General features: G+C 38.6%; 19 protein-coding genes. 17 read left to right on the forward strand and 2 right to left on the reverse strand.

The window, feature by feature from the left end:
- Nucleotides 1-51: 51 nt before the first annotated feature.
- The 7 genes from ACVRZ8_RS03255 to ACVRZ8_RS03285 all read left to right on the forward strand — a co-directional run bounded on the left by ACVRZ8_RS03255 (nt 52) and on the right by ACVRZ8_RS03285 (nt 5,495).
- Nucleotides 52-504, forward strand: a complete 453-nt coding sequence (locus tag ACVRZ8_RS03255) for a YlbF/YmcA family competence regulator (protein ID WP_447447904.1) — start codon at nt 52-54, stop codon at nt 502-504.
- On the forward strand, nt 494-778 hold the full coding sequence (locus ACVRZ8_RS03260) for a DUF2129 domain-containing protein (RefSeq protein WP_447447905.1): 285 nt from the start codon (nt 494-496) through the stop codon (nt 776-778). Before ACVRZ8_RS03255 ends, ACVRZ8_RS03260 begins: the two co-directional genes overlap by 11 nt.
- Before the next feature lie 174 nt (nt 779-952).
- The gene (locus tag ACVRZ8_RS03265) at nt 953-2,128 is read left to right on the forward strand and encodes an ABC transporter substrate-binding protein (RefSeq protein ID WP_447447906.1); all 1,176 of its coding nucleotides are present in this window, start codon (nt 953-955) and stop codon (nt 2,126-2,128) included.
- Nucleotides 2,129-2,181: 53 nt separating this feature from the next.
- Entirely contained in the window at nt 2,182-3,066 is an 885-nt protein-coding gene (locus tag ACVRZ8_RS03270; protein WP_447447907.1) for a branched-chain amino acid ABC transporter permease, read from the forward strand.
- A 1-nt stretch (nt 3,067) separates the two neighbouring features.
- Entirely contained in the window at nt 3,068-4,021 is a 954-nt protein-coding gene (locus tag ACVRZ8_RS03275) for a branched-chain amino acid ABC transporter permease (protein WP_447447908.1), read from the forward strand.
- On the forward strand, nt 4,021-4,785 hold the full coding sequence (locus ACVRZ8_RS03280) for an ABC transporter ATP-binding protein (RefSeq protein WP_447447909.1): 765 nt from the start codon (nt 4,021-4,023) through the stop codon (nt 4,783-4,785). Before ACVRZ8_RS03275 ends, ACVRZ8_RS03280 begins: the two co-directional genes overlap by 1 nt.
- A complete protein-coding gene (locus tag ACVRZ8_RS03285; RefSeq protein WP_447447910.1) occupies nt 4,785-5,495 on the forward strand; it encodes an ABC transporter ATP-binding protein in 711 nt (236 codons plus the stop codon). The genes ACVRZ8_RS03280 and ACVRZ8_RS03285 overlap by 1 nt, the downstream gene beginning before the upstream one ends.
- Before the next feature lie 404 nt (nt 5,496-5,899).
- Here the strand turns inward: ACVRZ8_RS03285 and cysK are convergent, their stop codons facing one another.
- Complete coding sequence (cysK, locus tag ACVRZ8_RS03290; protein WP_447447941.1) at nt 5,900-6,829, reverse strand: cysteine synthase A; 930 nt, start codon at nt 6,827-6,829, stop codon at nt 5,900-5,902.
- A gap of 101 nt (nt 6,830-6,930) precedes the next feature.
- Nucleotides 6,931-7,557, reverse strand: coding sequence for a YigZ family protein (locus ACVRZ8_RS03295; RefSeq protein ID WP_447447911.1), 627 nt, complete (start codon nt 7,555-7,557; stop codon nt 6,931-6,933).
- 46 nt (nt 7,558-7,603) lie between these two features.
- On the opposite strand from ACVRZ8_RS03295, the gene ACVRZ8_RS03300 reads away from it, so the two are divergent.
- The 10 genes from ACVRZ8_RS03300 (at nt 7,604) to ACVRZ8_RS03345 (ending at nt 14,938) form a co-directional block, all read left to right on the forward strand.
- The gene (locus ACVRZ8_RS03300) at nt 7,604-8,902 is read left to right on the forward strand and encodes an ATP-dependent helicase ComFA (protein ID WP_447447912.1); all 1,299 of its coding nucleotides are present in this window, start codon (nt 7,604-7,606) and stop codon (nt 8,900-8,902) included.
- A gap of 245 nt (nt 8,903-9,147) precedes the next feature.
- Nucleotides 9,148-9,567, forward strand: coding sequence for a ComF family protein (locus ACVRZ8_RS03305; protein ID WP_447447913.1), 420 nt, complete (start codon nt 9,148-9,150; stop codon nt 9,565-9,567).
- A gap of 80 nt (nt 9,568-9,647) precedes the next feature.
- Nucleotides 9,648-10,196, forward strand: coding sequence for a ribosome hibernation-promoting factor, HPF/YfiA family (gene hpf, locus ACVRZ8_RS03310; protein WP_447447914.1), 549 nt, complete (start codon nt 9,648-9,650; stop codon nt 10,194-10,196).
- 481 nt (nt 10,197-10,677) lie between these two features.
- The gene (locus tag ACVRZ8_RS03315) at nt 10,678-10,866 is read left to right on the forward strand and encodes a hypothetical protein (protein ID WP_047208994.1); all 189 of its coding nucleotides are present in this window, start codon (nt 10,678-10,680) and stop codon (nt 10,864-10,866) included.
- A 36-nt stretch (nt 10,867-10,902) separates the two neighbouring features.
- Nucleotides 10,903-11,397, forward strand: coding sequence for a modification methylase Sau96I (locus ACVRZ8_RS03320; RefSeq protein WP_447447915.1), 495 nt, complete (start codon nt 10,903-10,905; stop codon nt 11,395-11,397).
- Between the two features lie 189 nt (nt 11,398-11,586).
- Nucleotides 11,587-12,381, forward strand: a complete 795-nt coding sequence (locus tag ACVRZ8_RS03325; protein ID WP_447447916.1) for a DNA adenine methylase — start codon at nt 11,587-11,589, stop codon at nt 12,379-12,381.
- 13 nt (nt 12,382-12,394) lie between these two features.
- Nucleotides 12,395-12,751 (forward strand): hypothetical protein, encoded by a 357-nt coding sequence (locus ACVRZ8_RS03330; protein ID WP_447447917.1) that lies wholly within the window; start codon nt 12,395-12,397, stop codon nt 12,749-12,751.
- Nucleotides 12,741-14,231, forward strand: a complete 1,491-nt coding sequence (locus ACVRZ8_RS03335) for a primase C-terminal domain-containing protein (protein WP_447447918.1) — start codon at nt 12,741-12,743, stop codon at nt 14,229-14,231. The genes ACVRZ8_RS03330 and ACVRZ8_RS03335 overlap by 11 nt, the downstream gene beginning before the upstream one ends.
- A gap of 289 nt (nt 14,232-14,520) precedes the next feature.
- Complete coding sequence (locus ACVRZ8_RS03340) at nt 14,521-14,724, forward strand: hypothetical protein (protein ID WP_069986518.1); 204 nt, start codon at nt 14,521-14,523, stop codon at nt 14,722-14,724.
- A gap of 10 nt (nt 14,725-14,734) precedes the next feature.
- Nucleotides 14,735-14,938 (forward strand): transcriptional regulator, encoded by a 204-nt coding sequence (locus ACVRZ8_RS03345; RefSeq protein WP_069986519.1) that lies wholly within the window; start codon nt 14,735-14,737, stop codon nt 14,936-14,938.
- The last annotated feature ends 4 nt before the right edge of the window (nt 14,939-14,942 follow it).

Genomic DNA, 14,942 nt, shown 5'->3' on the forward strand with positions numbered 1-14,942 from the left:
CTGTCTTTCAGACAGGTTTTTTAAGTTCTCATTTTATGCTATAATATTTTTATGTTAAGCATTAATGAGGAGTTTTTGGCTATTGATCAATCTTTGGATAAGATTGTAAAAGCTTTTTTAGATTTACCAGAAGCTATTAACTACAAGCAAAAACGTCAGCTTTTTTTGACTAATGCCGAGCTGCAGGAGCGTATTCAGGATTTTCAGGCACTTAAGGAAGACTTTGAAGCACAGGAAAGCTATGCTGCTTTTAGATCAGAAGTGCATCAATTGAAACGTCAGCTTTTGATGAAAAAAAGGCAGATAGATATGAATGAGACCGTGATTGCTTATCGTCAGGCAGAAACAAGTGTTCAAAAGATTTTAGCACAGATTAGTCAAGAGCTGGCTCAAGCTATTTCAGCTCAGATATTTGTTGACACTGGCTTGCCTTTAGCTCCTCACAAACCGCCTCATAAAAAAGGCAGAGGCAATAATATTAAGGAGAATATGGATGTTAAGTAACCGTCAAGGAATAGTGGTTTACCTTTATTACAATCGTGATTTACGTAAGGTAGCTAAATTCGGTGATGTATTTTATCATTCACATCGTATGCGCTATGTTTACCTTTATGTTGCTGCAGATAAAGCTCAAGATATTATGGCAGAGCTAAAAAAAATGAAAGCTGTCAAAAAGGTTGTACCATCTTACTATACAGATCTTGACATGGATTTTGTAGGCAGTCTTGAACGGCATGATATTTCCGTACCGAAAGACTACCATAACTTTTCTCGCTAATGAGAAAGTTTTTTTTATTTCTGATAAAATTTGTCAAAAAATCAGTAGGAGAGGCCTTGGTATAACTAATAGCGTTTTCTAAGCTTTTTTAATAAACAGAAGTATTGACAATTGTCTGATAATTCTGTAAGCTATAAGATAGACTTTTTTAAGAAAAAATTAAGGAGTAATGATATGTCCAAAAAGATATCACTTGCTGTGCTAGCCTTTTTCACATCACTTTTCCTTGTTGCTTGTGGTAAATCTCCTGATGTTACGGCCAATGCAACAGGAACCGAGATTGGCGACACACTCAAAATTGGAGTTAATCTCGAATTGTCAGGAACTGTAGCAGCTTACGGTAAAGCGGAGTTAAACGGTATTCAGTTGGCTGTTGATGAAATCAATGAAGCTGGCGGTGTTGATGGCAAAAAGATTGAGATTTTCAAAAAAGACAATAAATCTGAAAATGCGGAAGCCTCAACGGCAGCAACTAATTTAGCCATTCGAAGCGAAGTTAATGCTATTATTGGTCCTGCTACTTCGGGGGCGACAGCAGCTTCTAGCCTGATTTCACAAAAAACAGGTGTACCGCTTCTGACCCCTTCTGGAACACAGGATGATTTGACTTCTGATAAGAATGGTGTTAAGGAATATGTTTTCCGTACAACCTTTAAGGATAGTTTCCAAGGCCAAGTTTTAGCAGCCTATGCTTACAGCAATTTGAATGCCAAAAAAGTTGTGCTCTACTATGATAATTCGTCTGATTATGCTAAAGGAATTGCAGAAGAATTTAAATCAGAGTATCAGGGTGAAATTGTTTCTACGGCAACCTTTGCTTCAGGAGATAAAGATTATCAGTCAGCCTTGACTAAGTTTAAAAATCTGGACTACGATGCTATCGTTATGCCAGGTTATTACACCGAAACAGGTATTATTACTAAACAGGCGCGTGATATGGGTATTGAACAGCCAATCCTTGGTCCTGATGGTTTCAGTGATGCTAAATTTATAGAACTAGCCGGCAAAGATAATGCTTCTAATGTCTATTATGTTTCAGGCTATTCAACCAATGTTTCTTTGTCGGATAAGGCTTCTGCTTTTATTGATGCTTATAAGAAAAAATATGGAGAAGAGCCAAACCAATTCGCAGCTCTGGCTTATGATTCCGTTTACATGATTGCTGATGCGGCTAAGGGGGCGAATAACTCCATTGCTATTGCGAAAAATCTTGCTAATTTAACCGATTTTACAGGAGTCACAGGCAGTATGACCATTGATTCTGAGCATAATCCTATTAAGACAGCTTTGATGGTTGAAATGCAAAAAGGTAAGGAAACATCAGCTGCACCTGTTGAAATTGACAAGTAATGTAGCAAGTCTAACCTTGTTTTTATGAAATAAACTAGAAAGTTTGGTTATTTATGTTTTTAGAACAACTTCCTCAACAGTTAGTCAATGGTATTATTCTGGGAAGTATTTATGCCCTACTTGCCCTTGGCTATACCATGGTTTATGGTATCATCAAATTGATTAACTTTGCCCATGGAGATATCTACATGATGGGTGCCTTCATTGGCTATTATGCAATTAATGCCTTCCATATGAATTTCTGGCTGGCTCTAGTCACTTCAATGATTGTCTGTGCTATTCTCGGTGTGGTGATTGAATTCTTGGCTTATCGGCCTCTGCGCAACTCCACTCGAATTGCGGCTCTTATCACAGCCATAGGTGTGTCTTTCTTCCTAGAATACTCAATGGTTTACTTAGTAGGAGCAGATGCCAGATCGTTTCCTCAGGCGATCAAAATTGTTAACTTTGATATTGGTTCTGTGACAGTAACTAATATTCAGCTGATGATTTTAGCAGTTGCGGTCTTTCTTATGATTGCTCTGCAATTAATTGTTAAAAAAACTAAAATGGGTAAAGCCATGCGCGCTGTTTCTGTAGACAGCGATGCGGCTCAGTTAATGGGAATTAATGTTAATACAACGATCAGTTTCACTTTTGCCCTTGGTTCAGCTTTGGCCGGAGCAGCAGGTGTTATGATTGGCCTTTATTATAATTCGATTGATCCGTTGATGGGAATGACACCTGGGATTAAAGCTTTTGTTGCAGCCGTTCTTGGTGGTATCGGTATTATTCCTGGAGCAGCTATCGGTGGGTTCGTTATCGGTATTTTGGAAACCTTATCAACAGCGATTGGTCTGTCAAGTTACCGTGATGCCATCGTTTATGCTGTTTTGATTGTCATCCTTTTGGTTCGTCCAGCAGGTATTCTTGGTAAGAATTTGAAAGAGAAGGTGTAGCATGAAAAAGAATCTTAAAATAAATCTGATCTGGCTTGCCATCATTCTTGGAATTTTCGCCATTTTGAAAGTGCTTGAGCTGACCGGAATCATGAATCTTTACTATGTTCAAATATTAATGGGAATTGGTATTAGTGTCCTAATGGGACTTGGAACCAATCTGGTTCTTGGTTTCACAGGCCAATTCACACTGGGTCAGGCTGGCTTTATGGCAATCGGAGCCTATGCTTCAGCTATTATCACAAGCTACTATCCTACCTATGATGGCTTTTACTGGTCAATGCTTGTTGGAGCAGCCATTGCAGCATTGGTGGCACTGGTCTTTGGTATTCCGACTCTTCGCTTGAAGGGTGACTATCTTGCTATTGCCACTCTGGGAATGGCAGAAATCATTCGTATTGCGATTGTAAATGGCGGCGAAGTAACCAATGGTGCTGCCGGATTAACAGGTATCTTGCCTTATACAACTTGGCCGGTCATCTATTTCTTTGTAGTTATCATTTTGATTTTGGTTCTTAATTTCCTGCGTTCTTCAATTGGACGCCAGGCTATCACCATTCGTGAAGATGAAATTGCAGCAGAAGCAATGGGTGTTAATATTACCAAATTAAAGGTCACTATCTTTGTTATAGGTGCAATCATTTCAGCTATTGCAGGTTCACTCTATGTCAGCTATATTGGTACGGTCGTACCGAAAGATTTCACCATTATGAAATCTATCGATTATCTGATTATTGCAGTTCTTGGCGGACTTGGATCAATCACAGGAACGGTTATTGCTGCTATTGTTTTAGGAATTTTAAATATGTTCCTGCAAAACATGTCAGAACTGCGTATGATCATCTATTCATTGGCACTGATTTTGGTAATGCTTTTCCGCCCTAGCGGTCTTCTTGGAACCAAAGAGCTTTACTTATCAAAATTTTTCAATAAAAATAAGGAGGGCAAAAACTAATGGCACTTCTTGAAGTGAAAAACCTCACTAAAAATTTTGGCGGTTTAACCGCTGTTGGTCAAGTTGATATTGAACTCAACGAAGGAGAGTTAGTTGGACTGATTGGCCCTAATGGTGCTGGCAAAACGACTCTTTTTAACCTTCTGACAGGTGTTTATGAACCGACAGAAGGAACTGTCACTCTTAATGGTACGATTCTTAATGGTAAAGCACCCGCTAAAATTGCTTCACTTGGCTTGTCTCGTACTTTCCAAAATATTCGTCTTTTTAAGGATATGACTGTTATTGAAAATGTTCTGGTTGGTCTAGCTAATAAGAGCTCTTCACATGTTTTTGCTTCCTTGCTGCGCCTGCCACAATATTATTCAAGTGAAGAGAAGCTAGAAAAGAAAGCTTTGGATCTGCTTGCTATTTTTGGTTTGGAAAATGAAGCACACGCCTTGGCCAAAAATTTATCTTACGGGCAGCAGCGCCGATTGGAAATTGTTCGTGCCCTTGCAACTGAGCCGAAAATTCTTTTTCTTGATGAGCCCGCTGCAGGTATGAATCCTCAAGAAACAGCAGAATTAACGGAACTCATCCGCCAAATTCAAAAAGATTTTGGTATCACTATTATTTTGATTGAGCATGATATGAGTTTGGTTATGGATGTGACAGAGCGCATTTATGTATTAGAATACGGTCGTTTAATTGCCCATGGAACACCAGAAGAAATTAAAAACGACAAACGAGTCATCGAAGCTTATCTGGGAGGTGAAGCATAATGTCTATGTTAAAAGTTGAGAACCTCTCTATTAGCTATGGTGCTATCGAAGCTGTTCGCAATGTTAATTTTGAAGTTAATGAAGGAGAAGTTGTCACTTTAATCGGAGCAAATGGTGCAGGTAAAACATCAATTCTTCGGACGATTTCAGGACTTGTCCGTCCTAGTGATGGGAAAATTACCTATCTTGGCAATGAAATCCAAAAAACGCAAGCACGTAAAATTGTTGCTGATGGTTTGGCACAAGTTCCAGAAGGCCGTCATGTATTTTCGGGTTTGACCGTTTTAGAAAATTTAGAAATGGGCGCTTTTCTTAATAGAGACAAAGAGCAAAATGGGGCGAATCTAAAACAGGTTTTCAAACGCTTTCCGCGTTTGGAAGAACGAATGAATCAGGATGCCGCAACTCTTTCAGGAGGTGAGCAGCAAATGCTTGCCATGGGACGTGCCCTGATGAGCCGTCCTAAGTTACTCCTGCTTGATGAGCCATCAATGGGATTAGCTCCTATTTTTATTCAGGAAATCTTTGATATCATTGAATCCATCAAAGAGCAAGGAACAACGGTTCTTTTGATTGAGCAAAATGCTAATAAAGCCTTGTCAATTGCAGATCGCGGTTACGTCTTAGAAAGCGGTGAAATCGTTCTTTCAGGAACGGGAGAAGAACTTCTTGCTTCAGATGAAGTCAGAAAAGCTTATTTAGGCGGTTAAAAACATCAGCTTCTTAATTTTTAACTATCGGCTTAAAACAGTCTGTTTTCAGACCGTTTTAATACAATCTTTATTGGTGCTGATTTCCGAATTCAACTGCTGAGAGAAAAGTTGACAGTCACTCCCGTAAAGCTCAACTTTTTCTGGTTTTTAACCTTGAAAATAAGATGAAGTTAAAAAAGCTGTTATCATTTGCAGGGTAAGAGATAATATCTTCTGATTAGCAGTAATTCATTGGTGCCAAAGTTCCTAATAAATTTTGTGGAGCAAGGAAAAACTAACACAGCAGACAGTCAATCTTACTCCCAACCTCCACACTAAATTCTTGTTTAAAATATCAAAAAAGCAGAACCTTTGGTTCTGCTTTTTGTATACTTTATTGGATTGCAAATGGTTATTGAAAATCAAGATTCAAAGTCATAAAGAACAGTAGATAGATAGCGTTCGCCATTATCTGGGAGAAGTGTGAGAACTTTTTTGCCTTCCCCTAGTTCAGCGGCTACTTTTAAAGCAGCCGCAATAGCAGCTCCTGAAGAGATACCCGCAAGGAAACCTTCCTGACTTCCTATATTACGAGCTGTTTCAATTGCATCATCAGAAGGAATGCGAACAACACTATCATACGATTTTGTATCTAAAGTATCGGGGATAAACCCAGTTGAAATTCCCTGAATTTTGTGTGGTCCTGGTTTATCTCCATTAAGCACAGCTGACTCATCAGCTTCAATACCATAGATTTTAATATTTGGATTAGCTGCTCTAAGTGTTTTAGAAACGCCTGAGATGGTACCTCCGGTACCAATACCGGCAACAAAAGCATCCAGCCCATATGCACCAAAGGCATCAAGGATTTCCTGCCCAGTCGTATCTGCATGAACTTCAGGATTAGATGGGTTAGCGAATTGAAGTGGAACCCATCCGTTACGTTCAGCCGCAATTTCTTGCGCTTTAGCAATGGCGCCCTTCATTCCTTCCGCGCCTGGTGTCAAAACAAGCTCTGCACCGTAGGCTTGAATAATCTTGCGGCGTTCAATACTCATCGTATCAGGCATAACAATGACAACTTTGTAACCTTTAGCTGCACCGACCCATGCTAAACCAATTCCAGTATTACCAGATGTAGGTTCAACAATAGTATCTCCAGGCTTAATCGTGCCTGCTTTTTCTGCATCTTCAATCATGCGAAGAGCAATACGGTCTTTTACAGATGATCCTGGATTAAAAGCCTCCAATTTCACGTAAACTTCGGCAGATCCAGCTGGAACTGCATTATTTAATTTAACAATTGGTGTTTTACCGACAAGTTCAGTGATAGAGTTGTAAACTGTTGTCATAGTATCGTATACCTCTTTTTCCATTTAATGATTTCCAGTATACGCTTGCACTGTACGATTGTAAAATACATCTTTTTTATCACAGTGATAGGCTTTTTTTATCAGACAGGGAGTTCTACCAATTTGCAGCCGTTTTTTGCTACTGACACTTTTCCTTTGTAATAATCTGTCAAGCGTTCTAAGATAGCTGTAAGTTCACTTTCTTCTACGTAGATATGAGTAGAGACATTCTCTGAAAATTCAGTGTCAAATTCTTGCAGATGTTCTTGAGTTAAAAAGTTACTGAAGGTTTGATATTGGGAATAGCTGAGCTTAATAGCTATTCCGTTGAGCTTTTTAACCTGCACCAGCCCAACTTCATTTAAAGCATGGGCCACGCTGCCAGAATAGGCACGAATTAATCCCCCAGCCCCCAACTTGGTTCCGCCGAAATAGCGTGTCACTACTGCGACAGTATTAGTTAATCCTTGTTTTTCTAAGACAGTCAGCATAGGAATACCTGCTGTTCCAGAAGGCTCTCCGTCATCACTGGATCGTTTCAGAAGGCTGTTTTCTCCGATAATCATAGCAGAGCAAGAATGGCTGGCTTTATAGTGTGTTTTCTTAATCTGTGCAATGAAATCACGTCCTTCTTCTTCTGTTTTAATCCGTTTAAGATGGCAGATGAAACGTGATTTTTTGATTTCTTCTTCGACAGTACCGTCTTGTGCAATCATTTTATAATTCATAAAGAAATTCTATCATATTTTGCTTATGACCGCGAATAGATTAAGTATGAAGATAGAAGATTATTATGGCAGACTGTTAACTGCTTCTCAGGTACCCGTCGACTTGCTTGAACAAGCGCAGTCTCTTCCCAGTATGGTCTACAAGGGAAAAACACTTTATTGCAGTCGGTGTGGCACGATGATAGAAGACGATTGGCGACTGGCGGATAATGATTATTACTGCAGAGCTTGTATTGCTTTTGGACGGAATCAAGAGAAACGGCTGTTGTATCATTTTCCCGCACAGCCATTTGTAAAAGGGAAAAACCTAATGTGGAAAGGGAAACTGACCCCTTTTCAAAAAGAGGTATCACAGGGACTTTTAAAAGGCATAGCTGCAGGTCAAAATATGCTGGTGCATGCGGTAACTGGCGCCGGAAAAACAGAAATGATTTACGACTTAGTGGCAACTGTTATTGATAATGGAGGTCAGGTTGCACTTGCTAGTCCGCGTGTAGATGTCTGTATTGAACTTCATGAGCGTATGAGCAGAGATTTTCGCTGTCCGATAGCTTTGCTGCATGCAAATGGAGAAAATTACCAACGCTCTCCTCTTGTTATTGCGACAACCCATCAGCTGCTTAAGTTTTATCAAACTTTTGATTTGATTATTGTGGATGAAGTGGATGCCTTTCCTTATGTGGATAATCCTATGCTTTATCATGCGGTAGATCAGGCCATTAAACCCGAGGGTCGTCAAGTCTTTTTAACAGCAACTTCCACAGAGGATTTGGATAAAAAGGTAACTCAAGGTCTCTTAAGAAAACTGCATCTAGCTAGACGTTTTCACGCTAATCCCTTAGTTTTACCTACGTATATCTGGCAACCAAAATTTCTTTCTGATCTAAAAAAAGGCAAACTCCCTTCTGTTTTCTTGATGAAAATAAGAGAACAACGGCAAACAAATTTTCCGCTGTTAATTTTCTTTCCCAATATTGAGCTAGGTAAATTGTGCACCGCTCTGCTTCAAAAAGCTTTTCCAAATGAGAGGATTGCTTTTGTTGCCTCAACCAGCTCTGAGCGTTCAGAATATGTGCAGAGCTTTCGAGATGGTCAGCTATCTATTCTAGTTACTACGACTATTCTTGAGCGAGGAGTTACATTTCCTGGGGTAGATGTGTTTGTGGCTATGGCCAATCATAGACTTTATACCAAATCAAGTCTTATTCAAATCGGTGGGCGTGTTGGGCGTTCTATTGACCGTCCGACAGGTCTTTTCTATCTTTTTCATGATGGGCTTACTAAAAGCATGATCCGCTGTCAACGAGAAATTAAGGAAATGAACCATAAGGGAGGATTTGTATGAAATGTTTGATTTGCAATCAGGATTATCAAGATGCTACAAGACTCCTAGGTCTGCTGACCTTTCAAACTGCAAGAAATCAAGCCTGTTCTAGTTGTATGATGTCTTTTGAGAAAATACAAGATACTGCTATTGCCTGCTCTAATTGCAGGAAACTAGGTATCAAAGGACAGTGTTCAGATTGTAAAATTTGGTGTCAAAAAGGTTATATTCCCAAACATAAGGCGCTTTATTCTTATAATGACAGCATGAAAGATTATTTTAGTCATTATAAGTTCATGGGCGATTACCTTTTGCGACAGGTTTTTCAGGATGAAGTTATTAGCTATTTGAAGGTTTATTTAAAGCAGGGTTTCACTCTGGTTCCTGTACCGCTTTCTCCGGAGAGAATGGCAGAGCGGGGCTTTAATCAGGTTATAGGGCTAATAGGATCACTCCCCTACTCTCAACCCTTTCAGAAGATTGATATTGCCAAACAATCAGCTCAAGATAGAAAAGGAAGGATAAGCAGCTGTAATCCTTTTTCATTGAACGGAAATCAGGAGCTTCCCAATAAGATTTTATTAATTGATGACATCTACACAACAGGAGCAACCCTGCATCATTTGGTCACACTTTTACAAAAATCTGGCGTCACGGAGATTGAAAGTTTTTCCTTAGCGAGATAATAAAAATCCTTGCAAATTTTCATGAAAGCGATATAATAGAACCAAGAAAACGCTAACAAGCTAGAAAAGAGGTCTTTTATATGATTAAATATAGTATTCGTGGTGAAAATATTGAAGTCACAGAAGCTCTTCGTAACTATGTTGAAAATAAACTTGATCGGATTCAAAGGTATTTTCGAGGAGATCAAGAACTGAATGCGCGTGTTAATCTTAAAGTTTATCGAGAAAAAACAGCTAAAGTTGAAGTGACAATTCCAACAGGTGCTGTTACCCTGCGTGCAGAAGATGTATCGCAAGACATGTATGGTTCTATAGACCTTGTTGTTGATAAAATTGAGCGTCAAATTCGAAAAAATAAAACTAAGATTGCTAGAAAACACCGTGAAAAAACACCTACGGGGGAAGTCTTCTCTGCAGAATTCCAAGCTGAAGAAGTAGAAGAAGCACCAGCTATAGAGGTTGTTCGCACTAAAAATATTGATTTGAAACCTATGGATATTGAAGAGGCTATCCTTCAAATGGAGCTTCTAGGACATGATTTCTTTATTTATACAGATGCAGAAGACCAAACAACAAATGTTTTGTATAGGCGAGAAGATGGAAACTATGGCTTAATTGAAGCAAAATAATTAGCGTGAAAGAAGGCTGCCAGGATAGAATGTCAAACTATATCAGCCTAAGCTGCAGCCACACAAACGGTATAAAAAACGAAAAACTTGGCTATCAGGTACTGCCTCCGAATGTTGGATTGCTTGTTCAGTAACTGGGAGGTATCGCATGGATTAGCTTGAGCTTTTCTCATTTTTAGACCAATATTAAACAGTATTCATATTAGCGTTCAACTATCATTATTACTGATTGGCTTAGTGTATAGTAATTATGTTGAGTTTGTATAAGTAGGAATAAACAGTCAGCGTCCCTTAGCGGACGCTTTTTGATTTTGCAGCTGATCAGTGTCCAGCTTATGTTAGTTGCGATAATTTTAAAAAAGGGAAGAGTAAGTGGTAAGAGTTTTTAGAATAATAAATAATCCTGTATTTATGAGGAGAACGGAGAAATCTGTTCTCCTTTTTTGTTCGTTTAAAATCTTATGAAGAAGGGGGTCTTACCATGGAGGGATTGGAAATTGTGATGGACATAGACACTTTAGAAGTTTATGAAGTCATTGACCATGATCAGGAAACGAGTTCAGATGTAACAGAAGAGACTGCGGACTATATTTCTTGTCAAGAGGAACCAGAAGTTACATATCATCAAATAAATCTATTTGAAGAGATGAACTTGATGAATACGTCCTAAAGAGTGCTTGAAACGAGATATAACAAGGAGGCTAAAATGATTAGAAATGAATTTTATGATCAGTTAATCAATAGTGAGCCAATGGGGTTTATTGATCCTTTAACTGACTTAGGAGAATTTGATTCTATTCAGATGAAGTTCAAGCAACCTGTTAGAAACCTAGTAAACAAGTACTCTGGTAAACCTTATAACCATAATTGGCAAAATAAGATAGAAAAAATGAGAGTGCTGTATATTCAATACCAGAAAAGCTTGAAATTAGAAGATGAGGAACAAGCGGTTCATAACAGAGTTAGAAACAAAGAGTCTAAAGAACATGTTCATGAAATCGTTACAACATATTTGAAGTTAGGTTTCAGGTTTAAAGAGATTGAAGCAAGGGTATCACTATTCAATACTCGCCTGCGTCGAAATTGGAAGAGAAGTGACTATGTAACAACTAGCAACCCTGAGTTTTACTTAAAACAGGACTTGCAGGATGGTTATTGTTTACCTAGTTCCACACTTCCCCAAAGTATGAAAGTTAATTGAAGGAGAAGATTATGACATATAAATTGCTAGATTATGTTGGGGATCGAAGCCTAGTACTTAAAAGTATCAAGACAGCAACAGAAAAACCTCGCACACGTCAGGGGCAAGCTGCTATTAGGATGCTGAATAAAAGGTATTTTAAAAATTATAAAGGCACTTTATATTTGCCTTCTCTAAAGAGGTGAAGATATGAGATCTCTATTACGTTATCCAGGAAGCAAATGGAATCTTGCACAGAGGATTGTGGCTTTGCTGCCTGAACATAAGAGCTATCTGGAGCCCTATTTTGGTTCTGGAGCGGTGCTCTTTACCAAATCGGCCAGTCCAATTGAGACTGTAAATGACCTCAATGATGATGTTGTCAATCTCTTTCAAGTCATTCAGTCTGATCCTGACTCCCTTCAGGACAAGCTGTTTTTTACGCCCTACAGTCGCAAAATCTATGACATGGCTTGGGAAAAGAACCCCAAAACAGAAGTAGATCAGGCCGTAAATTTCCTCATTCGCTCAGTCATGTCTCATGGCTTTCGCTTGAAAGAAAAGACAGGCTGGAAAAATGATATCGTTGGGCGTGAACGTGCTTATGCTGTTAAGCATTGGAATGATTTACCTAGCCTGATTCAAGAAATTGCTCTGCGCCTGAAAAAGGTGCAGATAGAGAATCGGCCAGCTCTGGAATTGATCAGCCGTTTCGATCATCCAGAGGTCTGCATGTATATTGATCCGCCTTATGTTCTGTCAACCAGAACAAGGGAGCAGTACCAGTATGAGATGACAGACAAGGATCACATAGAACTTTTAGAAGTTTTGAATCAAAGCAAAGCTAAGATTATTCTTAGTGGCTATGCCAGTGATTTGTACAATCAGTATTTATCCAACTGGGAACACTTGGAATTTGCAGCGACTGCAGAACAAGGACTGCCACGGACGGAAGTCCTTTGGATGAATTTTCAGCCAGCCCAGCAGTTAGAATTGTTTAGTTAGTGAAGGAGAAATTATGAGTGAAAATATCCCAATAAATCTTGAGGCTATGAAGAAGGGGGAAGTGTTTAATCCCATAGCAGAAATAGAAATAATAACTAGTAGAAAAGGTTCTTCAGAACTAAGAATTAAAAAGCTGTTAGAAAATCCGAATGTGGATTCTGTTGCGATTATGGATCCAACAGGTGAATATACAGTTTTTAATCCAGTCAAAGAACTATCTAAAAAGCTTCCTATTTCTGATGGAAATATTCTTGTTGATGAGTTTGGTAAATATAAGGAAATAGCAATCATGCTAGGTTTAGAAATTACTGAATTTAAAGGAAAATTAGCTTATAAAATCGTTGATAGTAAGGAAAGAGATGAAAACTAATATTTATAGTTTGATCCTCAAAGATGGATTAAGAAAAGCAAAATTTAAAAATAGTCATTTAAAACCAGTCCCTTTCGTCGAAGAAGGAAAGCGTGGTGCAATCTTTGGTTTTCGTACGAAAGCTAACATGGTAAAAGCACGTGGGCTTGTATTGACATCGATGGAAGCTATTGAAGAAAATCAAGATCATTTCACTCACTGGACACCAAACGTGTATCGTTTCGGTGCTTATAGCGATGAAAAACGTCGAGTGACACGTGGCCACTCTGAAGATAATCTAAGGCAGATTAACACCTTCTATATTGATTTTGATATTACCTCTTCAGCTGAAGAGATGACTTCTGGAGATATTTTAACGGCTGCCATTGATTTAGGCTTCATGCCGACTTTGATTTTGAAGTCAGATAAAGGTTTTCAAGCTTACTTTGTACTAACAGAACCAGCTTATGTTACGGCACATTCTCAATTTAAAGTCGTAAAAGTGGCCAAGGCAATCTCTCAAAATTTGCGTAACTATTTTGGGCAGACATTGCCAGTTGATATGACGTGTAACCATTTCGGAATTGCTCGTATGCCACGTACAGATAATATCGAGTTTTACCATGAAGATTACACGTACTCATTCCAGGAGTGGTTAGATTGGTCTATGAAACAGTCTGACCTACCATTCCCAATTAAGAAACCAAATCTAACGGTTATTTCGGGTTCTGAAGGTGTTAAACAGGTAGATGAACCCTGGTATGGTTTGCTGCTGAGAGAAGCCAATATCAGAGGTGCTAAAGCATTGATGGGAAGAAACAACGTACTCTTCACATTGGCGCTGGCTAACTTTTCAAGTGGTGTCTCTCAGAGCGATTGTGAGGCTGTTTTAGCTGATTTCAATGAACACTTGGCCGAACCGCTATCTCAGGACGAGTTCCTAAAAATTATTCGTTCAGCTTATTCAGGAAAATATGAAGCAGCCAGTCGAGATTATATCAAATTACTATGCAAGTCCTGGGTTAATGCGAGCCTGAAGGATTCAGATTTATTTATCAAGCAACGCTGGTACAAATTCAAAAAGAAGCGTGCTGATCGCAAAAACAGTCATCTTCACGAGTGGAAAGCGGATATCATGGCTTACTTGGAAGGTTACTTTCAGTCAGAAGATCCATTCATCCAAACAACTAAGAAGGCTATCAGAGAAGAATTGAACATTCCTGAACGATCACTGGATAAAGTCTTAAAGTCTCTAAAAGCTGATCGTAAGATCTTCTTTGTGGTTAAATCTGGACGAGGTGGAGGAATTCGACTAGCTTCAGTTAAAGCGATTGTTCTTTCTCTTATTCAGGTGAAAAAGGAGCGTCAAGAGGCTTATTTTGCCAATATAGCTGCTTTCTTTGAAGAGAGCTTAGGATTCATTAAGCAGGTAATAGAAGGGGTTAAAAATGGACTTAAACAAGCTAAACAGTTATCTTTATTCGAGGCTGACATTGGATAATAAATAAAACCCGCAAGTTGCCATTACATTTATATCTAGGATACGTAGGGCTAGAAAAGTAACTGGATAAAACTAGCAGCTACTCGACTAGAAAGAAATATAGATAAGGGAGTATTGAAATGGGAATGATCTTAATTATTATAGGAGTTATTATGTTGGGGTGTTCCTCTTTACTAATTATAGGGATGCTATATGCTAACCATCAAATTCGTTATAGAGATGGATATGATAGAGAGTTAGAGAGTGATTATCAAGCACTTATGGAACAGCTTAGAAAGTGAGGTACTATATGGGATACGTAATTTTTAGCTTTGAAGATGGAGATTATCTTTATGATAGTCAAGGACAATTATTGGTGTTTAAGAGTAGAGGATTAGCTTGTCAGTATATGCAAGTTAATTATCATATTCCTTTACCTGTTCAGAAGACTAAGAGGGTGATTAACTATCCAAATTTCTATCAGGCACCATTCAAGATTCATAAGGTTTGTTAAGGGTGAAATAATGAGTGAAGACAATTTGACTCGTAGTGAAGCTAGAGAAATTGAAAGAATTAAAAAGATGGAGCTTTCACAAGATAATAAGTCATTAAGCGATGAGATAGATGAAGGTCTTGAGATATTATCAGCTATTGCTGCATTATTGATTTTTGGAGTTCCTCTATTGCTGATTTTAATTGTATCAGTTTTAATGTCTATGATTTTATAAAGTT

It is taken from the genome of Streptococcus dentiloxodontae, from assembly GCF_053206925.1.